The sequence below is a fragment of the Paraburkholderia sp. BR10923 genome (assembly GCF_040948765.1).
GTDB lineage: Bacteria > Pseudomonadota > Gammaproteobacteria > Burkholderiales > Burkholderiaceae > Paraburkholderia > Paraburkholderia youngii.
Genome location: NZ_JBFPKO010000069.1, coordinates 1 through 9,104 on the forward strand (window position 1 = coordinate 1; position 9,104 = coordinate 9,104).

7 protein-coding genes and 1 pseudogene are annotated in these 9,104 nt (G+C 54.7%); 4 read left to right on the top strand and 4 right to left on the bottom strand.

Annotation, left to right across the window (positions count from 1 at the left end; all coding sequences use genetic code 11):
- Positions 1-214 (bottom strand): Wzz/FepE/Etk N-terminal domain-containing protein (locus AB3X94_RS40540; protein ID WP_368614394.1); only part of this gene is annotated, 214 nt, incomplete at its 3' end.
- Between the two features lie 404 nt (positions 215-618).
- On the opposite strand from AB3X94_RS40540, the gene AB3X94_RS40545 reads away from it, so the two are divergent.
- The 3 genes from AB3X94_RS40545 to AB3X94_RS40555 all read left to right on the top strand — a co-directional run bounded on the left by AB3X94_RS40545 (position 619) and on the right by AB3X94_RS40555 (position 3,806).
- Positions 619-1,530, top strand: a complete 912-nt coding sequence (locus AB3X94_RS40545; RefSeq protein WP_368614395.1) for a polysaccharide deacetylase family protein — start codon at positions 619-621, stop codon at positions 1,528-1,530.
- Positions 1,531-1,844: 314 nt separating this feature from the next.
- Entirely contained in the window at positions 1,845-2,786 is a 942-nt protein-coding gene (locus AB3X94_RS40550; protein WP_176111793.1) for a glycosyltransferase, read from the top strand.
- 99 nt (positions 2,787-2,885) lie between these two features.
- Complete coding sequence (locus AB3X94_RS40555) at positions 2,886-3,806, top strand: glycosyltransferase (protein WP_368614396.1); 921 nt, start codon at positions 2,886-2,888, stop codon at positions 3,804-3,806.
- Positions 3,807-3,873: 67 nt separating this feature from the next.
- Here AB3X94_RS40555 and AB3X94_RS40560 read toward each other — a convergent pair whose 3' ends face one another.
- The gene (locus AB3X94_RS40560; RefSeq protein WP_368614397.1) at positions 3,874-4,998 is read right to left on the bottom strand and encodes a glycosyltransferase; all 1,125 of its coding nucleotides are present in this window, start codon (positions 4,996-4,998) and stop codon (positions 3,874-3,876) included.
- Between the two features lie 103 nt (positions 4,999-5,101).
- Positions 5,102-5,698, bottom strand: a pseudogene (locus AB3X94_RS40565) (sugar transferase); the annotation flags it as partial.
- 1,020 nt (positions 5,699-6,718) lie between these two features.
- Here AB3X94_RS40565 and AB3X94_RS40570 point away from each other — a divergent pair.
- Positions 6,719-7,885: a glycosyl hydrolase gene (locus AB3X94_RS40570; protein ID WP_368614398.1), complete on the top strand. Its 1,167-nt coding sequence runs from the start codon at positions 6,719-6,721 to the stop codon at positions 7,883-7,885.
- Positions 7,886-8,706: 821 nt separating this feature from the next.
- Here the strand turns inward: AB3X94_RS40570 and AB3X94_RS40575 are convergent.
- Positions 8,707-9,104 (bottom strand): tyrosine-protein kinase family protein (locus tag AB3X94_RS40575; RefSeq protein WP_368614399.1); only part of this gene is annotated, 398 nt, incomplete at its 5' end.

A 9,104-nucleotide genomic window follows, 5' to 3' on the forward strand; every position in this document is an offset into this window, starting at 1 on the left:
TGTTGGTCGGGATGCTGTCTTCCACCTGCACGAGAATATCGGCCTGGTACACCGACGGCGCGATAAACGCGTATGCCACGCCCAGGGCGAGCACGCTGCCGGCGATTCCACCGACCAGCCAGCGGTTAGCCATCAGTACGTCGAAATAACGTGAGAGACTCACATCGTTATTGCGAACCACAGCGGCATTCGTAAGGAGAGAGTTCTGGTTCATCGAAACCCCAGGGCGGGTGTACGAAAAGGGTGGAAGCGGTATTTAAAGTGCAGGCGATACGGCGTTGCCAAATCTCGCTTTCTGGCACGGGACGACAACATTTTGGATGCTGACGCTGCGTGCGTCAGTTCGGTGTGCAACGCAATTTTGCGATGTTCCCTCTGCTTTGCGCGCCACCAACTTCAGAATAATCGTCTTACCGTATAAACATAAAGACTGCCTAATTCTCCGCTGAACCCCTGTTTTCCCCGCAGTAGATCCAGCTCTGGAAAAATAGCGCATACGGCACACTAACGAGTATCCCAGACTATCTGAAGTCTGTCATTATCTCTGTACGCTAACGCACATCACTTTCGTGGCTGCAACGTCACAATCCCATTCAATGCCGTTAGCTTGGGATGCATATGAAACAATTGATGCGTGAGATTTTCACACGCGCGCTGCTTTTCAGTGGAACCCCCGCCGCGATTCGAGCCTTGCTTTGGCGTGATCGCACCGCGATTCTGCTCTATCACGATCCATCACCCGCCACGCTCGAGGCTCATTTCGAGTACCTGAAAGACAAGGTCGAGTTCGTGCCCTTGTCGCAGGCAAATTCGCGTGGTAGTGGTCGCCCGCGCGTGGCCGTCACGTTTGATGACGGCCATATTGGCAATGCGAAGCTGCTGCCCGTATTCATTAAGTACGGCGTGTACCCGACCATCTACATCTGCAGCAGCATCGTGGCGCACGATCGTACTCACTGGTTCCTGCATCCTGTCGCGAAGGATGCAGGTGTGAAGCGGCTGATCCGCATGAAAAACCAGGAGCGCCTGGCTGAACTGGACGCGCGAGGCTTTCATCAGGACTTGCTCGACGCATCGGCGACGATTAGTGGCCTCAGCGCCGCCCATATTGAAGAGATGCGCCCCTATGTCGACTTTCAGTCGCACACGCGCTATCACCCCACACTGACCTTCTGTGAAGATGACGAATGTTTTGAAGAACTTGCGCTGTCAAAGTTGGAGGTAGAACGGATCGTCGGGAAGCCGTGCGAGCATTTCGCGTATCCCTATGGCATTTTTGGTCCGCGCGAAGTCGAACTGTTGAAGGCCGCGGGCTACAAGAGCGCACGCACGACCGACGTGGGCTGGAACGACGAAGGAAGCGACCCGTTCCGGCTCAAGGCGTTCGACATTGACGATCACTCTTCCGTGGCGTGGTTCGCCGCGCAGCTGACAGGCCTCACGTTGGCGCCGCGCTATCTACGACTGGGACGGGTCCGGCGCTTCGCTCAGCGCATCTTCAGCAGACCGCGAGTATTGAACCAGGCGTAGACAGCGCAGCGCCGCCGACCACCGCGCACGGACCGAATCTGGTCAAGACCAGGCAACGTCGGTCGAGCGACGACGCGACCCATCGCGCTTTAGCGTAGGACACATTTGAGCACCGCGCGGCATTCGACCCAGGCAGCGAATCACACCGATCAGGTATTTGCCAATAAAACTGCTATAGCGGGCGATCTCGGCTTCGAGCAAGACAAGTGGTCAACGTTCGATCACCTGCTAATTAAAGGCGGAAATAAGCCGCCCGAGCACTTTTTGTAACGGCCTCATTGTCCTTATCTCCACGATTAAAAAAGGAAGGCGGTATGCGTAAAATCTTCATCACGTCTCCCGGTAACGCAAATTATCCGGAAATTACTGCCTATCAAAACTATTTTAAGGCTCGCGGCGTGGAGGTGGTGGTCGGAACGATAAGCGAGTACCGTGCGCTGGAAAACAAGCGGAATTTCGTGTTGTGGGAAATCATGGGCTTTTATCCGAATCGGTTTGAATCCGACTTCGTCATCCACGACTACCGTTCTCTGTCCGTTGGCGGCTGGCCGGCGATGAAAGACGTCGCGAAGCGGTACTTCAATTGCCAGCCGAATCTGCGGATCTTTCAAAACAAACGGCAACAGGAGATCATGGGTTTCGGCCACGGCGTCCCCAGTGTCATCCTTCCTATGGGCGTGCCGAACTGGATCTTCGAGGTGCAGGGTGGCGGTCAGAGCGAAAAGAAGGCTGATTTCTGCTATATCGGCGAAATGAGCGTCGAGCGGGGCTTCGATCGCGTGCTGGAAGCGTTTATCAACAAGTTCCAGAAGCGCGACACCTCCCTCCTCCTGGTGGGAAAACCGGACCCGCGCATCTATGAAAGATTCTCGAATGCGAAAAATATCATTTTCACTGGGCCGTTGCCGCAGCGTGATGCGCTGAAGCACGTGGCCGAATCCGAAGTTGCGGTGTGCTATTTCCCCTATCACAGGCCGCATTGCTATCAAACGCCGACCAAGCTGCTCGAGTATGCCGCGCTCGGCAAGAAAATCGTCTGTAACGACTCGCCGTCCAATATCAGATGCTGTGAAGAGATGGGCATCCACAGCGTGATCACGACGGCGAACATATTTGACGGAATCGATGAAGACGCCGCGCGCAGTGCGACAGCGAATCGCCGGACGGACTTTGCGGATCTCATCTGGGACCGAGTGATAGAGCAATCCAACGTCGCGGCGTTTCTGCCAAAGGATATCAAGCTAACCAACGCTTGAGCAATTCATTGGCGTGCGACGTTTCAACGAACGCGGTCCGAACCGTCCCATAGTAGCGCAGAGTTAGCCGCAGAGACGAAACTAGAACGGTGCAATGACATGCAAATATTCATTCTTCACCCCGGCAAGGCGAACTATCCGGAGATAGACGCTTACACGAAGTATTTTGCCGGAAATGACTGTAAGGTGACGTCAGGAACGCTCGATGATTACAAAAAAGTCAAGAACCCTGAGGAATACATTCTCTGGTGCATCATGGGTTTTTACCCTAGGACTCCTGCCGCGAAATACGTGATCCACGACTATCGCTCGCTGTCGGTCGGGCGTAACAGCGCGCTAAAGGACACCATCAAGAAAACGTTACAACCGCGGCCCAATCTTCGAATCTTTCAGAACGATTCGATGAGCGAGGTGATGGGTTTCCGGGACGGAGTGGACACCGTTTTTCTGCCAATGGGCGTGCCAGACTGGATTTTTACCGCAGATGCTGACCGCAACCGGCCGCTTCCGACGGGCACATATTGCTATCTGGGCGAGATAACGCGAGAACGCGGCTTTGACGGCTTCATCAGGAACTTTCTGGCCGCCAGGCGCGACTCGGATACCCTCGTTCTGGTTGGGCCTGTTGAAAAGGAAATCTCCGACGCATATCTTCAATCGCCCGGCGTCCTGTTCACGGGACGTCTTCCGCAACGCGATGCCCTGGCGGTGGTTCGCAATTGCGAGATCGCTATTTCAACCATCCCCTACAAGCGTCCGTATGACGTGCAGACGCCGACCAAGCTTCTGGAATATGCCGCACTCGGCAAGAGAATCATCTGCAATGACTCTCCGTCGAATCTGAACGCCGCCGCAAAGTTTGGAATTCAATGCAAAATAACGGGCCCAGACGTATTCTCTAGCATCTGCAATTTCCATGGCGATATGGTACCGAAAAACGATCCGTCTACACTGTTGCATTTGCGGTGGACAAATATAATCGCCGCCTCGGGCGTGGAGCGTTATCTCGCGAGGATCTAAAAAATAAAATGGTTTGCGCGAAAACCCGCGCAAACCATCTCTATTATCAGCGACTACGAGCGCTTTTTTACTCGCTCAGCACCGCACGGCCCTCGCGAATGCTCCGCAGTTGGGTCGAATAAAGCAGCTCGATGTTGTTGAAGAAGCGATCTTCACTGAATCGGTTTCGCGCCTCTTCCTGCGCCCGGCGGGACAAACCTTCACGAAATTTCTCGTCGGTTAGCATCTCCTGGATCAGCGATGTCGCTTCCGCAGCCGTCCGATAAAGGACGCCTGTCGAATTGTGGCGAATGGTATCTATATTGCCCGGACAATCCGACGCCACAACGGGTGTGCCGAGCGTCATTGCCTCGATCAGGGAGATGGGCATCCCCTCCCAGGAAGCTGTCGACAAATAGATATCCGCTTGCACGACAGTTTCGATCACGTCAGCACGCGTAAGCCAACCGGTCACACGCACACCAGCGTCCTTGAGCGTCCTCCGGAGACATGCGTCGCCGTCGCCGATCCATACAAATTCCACGTCGTCCCGATCAAACGATCGTGCAATCTCCGCGAATAGTTGCGGATTCTTTTGCACACGAATGCCGCCGACAGTCGCAATGATTCGCCGTTTCGTCGACCCGACTTTTTCAGCGCTTCTCAGACGAGTGTCGCCCTGTGCACCGACAGCCCGATCGATCGCATTCTCGACCAGTACTGCATCCCGCCGAAGATAGCGGCGGATCGCCGCGCATTCGCTCTCAGAGCAGCCGACATATGTGCAGCTCTTCAAACATGCAAGCCACTCCAAGGCGGCGAAACAGTATCGCTTCAACCTGCCAATGTCTCGCCGTACAAAGGAGATGCAATGGGGGCTATATAAAAGCGCCGTTGACGGCAACGCAAACAAGGTCGCCATTCGTCCAAGGAAACCCGCGAACGACGAATGCATATGGACAATGTCCGGGTTCAATCGGATGAGTTGCTGGCGCAACACGGACATGATGTGCGCCAATGATGGTCCTTTCATCTGCAGATGCTGCAGGACGACATCAGAGTGAAACATTGCGCGCAAGTTCTTCGGCGTTTCCTCGCGCTCGGAATAGATCACATAAACCTCGTGACCTTCCTTGGCGAGCCGCGTCGCAAGCGTGCTCACAACTGCAAGCGTTCCTGTGGCAGTCGATTCAATTACGTGGACCACTCTCATAACTTTTTCTCGTGAATTGCTCAGCAATAGCGGATCACTTCACCCGATCGGTCACGACGATCGGGACGACATGCAATCTACGACATTGGAACCTCAGCCTGGATCAGTAGGCTCCGTCTTTTGCGAACACCACTTTGACAGTTTTCAGAAGAATCGATATATCGAATGCCACCGAGCGGTTCAATGCGTATCTAACGTCGAGCGAAACCCGCGTCGGATAGTCCACATCGTTGCGGCCACTGACCTGCCATAAGCCTGTCATTCCCGGCTTCAGCGCCAGGTAGTAACGAACATCACGGCCATATCGCGCCAACTCCTTCTGCACGATAGGACGGGGGCCCACCAGGCTCATATCGCCGCGCAGCACATTCCAGAGTTGTGGCAACTCATCGAGACTCGTCTTGCGCAGAATACGGCCAACCGGCGTCACCCGAATGTCGTTTTTAAGCTTGAAATCCCGGTCCCATTCCGCACGAGCCTGCGGATCAGTTGCGAGCAGTTTGGCAAGAACTTCATCCGAATTCTTGACCATGGAGCGGAACTTAAGGCACTTGAAAGTACGTCCTCCCCGGCCAATTCTCGGATGACCATATACGGCGTTTCCGTGGTCGCTCATGACGACGAGCGCAATGATCAGTAGAACCGGAGAGAGAAGTATGAGCAGAACTGACGCTCCGCAAACGTCCATTACTCTCTTCACTGCGTCATCCCACCTTGCACCCAGGAGGTTCTCGCTTGGCGGATGCGAGTCATCCACCGCGACTTTTTTTGAATTCGCCTCAAGGCACACCTCTTCCAGTTTCGGATCCGCGGCGGCGTTGGATTCGAACATGCTATCTCCTTAGTTCGGAAACTCGTGGGGAAGGTGCCGGCGTAGGCACTTTGCGCTTGCAAAACAGATTTTGGTGTGGAAGTGAATCATTTAGTGCGGCTAATTCATTGATTCACTGATGACTTCGGGACCAGCGTAACATCTCACTCCGCGACTGAATGTTAGTAATAGCGCATAAAGGCGCCATCGTACAGTTCGCTCGCGACACGTCATCTTCAACAGGCTCACCGACTGGTCTTTTATCAAATCAGATACGCAGAATTCGAATTGATGACTTCGCGCTTGATTGCTCTTATCGCTGGGTACCACTTATAGATACCATGACAAAGCAACCACATCAGAGACCTGCTTTTATCAGACGGTTAAACCGCGCCTTCCAAATCTTTCGATTTCCAAATTGTCTAAAGAGACGACTGTTTCAGCACCAAAATTTGCGTTAATGCTGCGTTCAATGAAGGTCAAAAATGAAAACCTGATGAACAACAGCCTGTTTTATTGACTATCGCGCCAAAGCCTATGCGACCACTCGTCGCTGCACTTCCAAGCCGAAAAAGTATCCCGGCTCAATACTCGACCCGATGTGCGTTCCCGCACACGGTCGGACTATTCGATCATTGTCGAGCTAGACACGAAAACTTCGTTGATCTTGTGCTTGTAACGTCGACGCCGTGTCTGATGCGCGTGTTTGACGTATTCGTGCGACCAATGCGTTCGCTTCAACAATTGATGTTCATCTGCACACTTAACTTTCACGTTTTCGGACCAATTCGGGGTGTCAACCTTTATAGTTAAGATATGAAACCCAATTTCATCTTCTTGTTCGCCGCCTTAACACTTTTGTGTGGGCAGCCAATGTCGGCCTTCGCGAAGAATGGTCATGCCAAAACAATGGACGCGGCTACCGCCAATGCTCAGCGGCTCGCGGCGCTGCAGCCGCCGCCCACCGGAAGCGGAAACGACCGTTTTGCAATGGACGTGAACTGCAATCTGTGGAGTGCGGATCAGAAGGCGCTGAGCGAATGCTCGAAGGACCTGGATCTGATTGCCGGTTTAGGCGTCGGTACGGTTCGCCTCGGTGTTTCATGGGACTTCATGACGCTGGCCGACGGCAGCACGCTGGACCCCAATAAGGTGACGTTTCTGAAGGCGCTTCTGAACGCCGCGCGCACGCGCGGTATGAAGATTCTTTTCCTGGTGGGCATGTACGCGCCGTCTAGCGCATACCAATGCCCGGCTACCCAGAATCCGCCGAGCGCATCCTCAGCGCGACTCGACTTCTGCGACGCGGCGTTCACGAAGTATTTCGGCGCGCTGATGGACGTCGCGTTGCCGTTTACGGCTGACATCGAACTGTTCAATGAAACCAACTGGTCGTTCTCCGCCTCGGACCCGTCTTACGGCGATCCGAACGGTATCTCCGGCTACATTCTGGATCGCAGCAAGACGCTCTATTCGGAAGCCAAACAGATCCTGAACTTGAAAAGGCAGTCGGGCTATAAGACGGTTCTGCACACTCAGGGCATCTCCTACTTCTACAACTCGACGTACCCGAATAACGGATGGCAGCCGCCCGCAGGCAACGAGCTGATCCAGGCGACCGACTACATCAAGGCAATGGGCAACAACTCGAAGAGCCCAGCCAGCCCGTTGAACACCACGATCGATGTCGTCGACGTTCACCCGTACTTCAGCAGCGCCGACTACCACTTGCTGATGCAGTCGTTCAACACAACCGTGTCGAATCTGGTTGCCAGCGGTTCCAAGCCGATCTGGATTACGGAAACCAACAACGGTAAGAGCCGCACCGACGCCGGGCAACTCGCGGCATTCAACCAGTTGAAAGTTTTGATGGACAACGGTTCGGTGGCAAAGGCGTTCTGGTATGTGGTGCGTAACGGCGACCCGAGTAACGGAGAAGGCGACGGCTATTCGATCTACGATTACAACCGTAACCTGATTTGTCCGCAGCTTGCGGCCGCCATTCGCGCATACACCGCGGCGATCCCGCGAGCGCAGCGATTCCTGTCGGCCCCCTACCTGACGCCAGTCAAGTGAACCCGCCTATCGCGATTGATCAGGTGAACGCGAACTCCGACTCTGGAGTTTGCGTCATTTTTGTTGTTTTCCCTGCTCCAACGTGCTTGATAGCTTTGAAATGGGGAAGCTGCGGACATCCGCAATGACAGACGAATCATTAAAGGGCGATGCGACTAATCATCCTCCTTTGATCCTCTCGCACGCGCAACGCAAAGCGCACACGCAAAGACCCCAATCGCTACGCCGATCAGCAGGCAGGCGGCATGCGTCAAGAAAGTTACCATCTTCCACTCCCCTTACGACCACATCGAAATATTGTGAATTTGAACAGCACGATGTCATCGGTGGCGTAGCTATGGGCTGGGATATTCCGTAGCGGCACCGGACAGTGCGATGAAGGCGACCTAAAGTCCGGCAGAGATTGACAAAAGCACAGTGTCCTATTTGCAAATGAATACCGATCTAATAACGAAACTCACTATACCACGGGTTTAGCCCCCCTCTCGGCGCCAATCTCCAGAATGGCAATGGCCTCTTGGCCAACGGGCAGATTCAGTAAAGTATGACGTACAAAGATGGCCGACACGGTAGCCGAACGCGAAGGTGCCGGCAGCGCGATAGGCGGAAGCCCGAGAAGCTTGAAAGGCTGCAGGAATCAACTTTCGAGCCGAGTCGTGACAATGGCGACCGGCACGAAAGTGGGAATCAGAAGGATGCAGCCATAGATGAGGACGTCGGCGCCCGTGCGCTCAGCTTTCGAAAGCGCCATCAGGCAGATCTAGTGGCCGGCGAACGCAGTGAACGGTAAGAAATCGAGCGTGGCCCTCGCGTCGCAAAGGTTAGTTCTTCTTTGTCTCTCCACTGGCCGGCAGTGCGTCGAGATAGGAAGCATTGCGATAGAGGCCGGCGCGCGCACCCAGACTGTAGCGATAGACGTCCGTATCGATCCCGTTGAAGATCACACCCTTCACCCGGGCATTCGCCTGCTTGAGCTGCGCGGTCGCTTCCAGCACCTGCGCGATGGAAGTCGTCTCGAAGCGCGTCACCAGCAACACGGTGCCGCAGCTATCCGCGAGCGCGGTCGCGTCGGATACGGCCAGCACGGGCGGTGTGTCGATCAGCACGATATCGTAGTCGCTCGTCTTCGCGAGGAACTGCTGCATGCGCTCGCCCACCAGCAGCTCGGCCGGGTTCTCCGGGATCGCGCCGCGCGCAACGAAGTCGAGGCCCGGGCGCA

Excerpts from the sequence above, each read along its gene's own strand:
- AB3X94_RS40545 (WP_368614395.1), top strand. The coding sequence starts at position 619 with ATGAAACAATTGATGCGTGAGATTTTCACACGCGCGCTGCTTTTCAGT.
- AB3X94_RS40550 (WP_176111793.1), top strand. The coding sequence starts at position 1,845 with ATGCGTAAAATCTTCATCACGTCTCCCGGTAACGCAAATTATCCGGAA.
- AB3X94_RS40555 (WP_368614396.1), top strand. The coding sequence starts at position 2,886 with ATGCAAATATTCATTCTTCACCCCGGCAAGGCGAACTATCCGGAGATA.
- AB3X94_RS40560 (WP_368614397.1), bottom strand. The coding sequence starts at position 4,998 with ATGAGAGTGGTCCACGTAATTGAATCGACTGCCACAGGAACGCTTGCA.
- AB3X94_RS40570 (WP_368614398.1), top strand. The coding sequence starts at position 6,719 with ATGGACGCGGCTACCGCCAATGCTCAGCGGCTCGCGGCGCTGCAGCCG.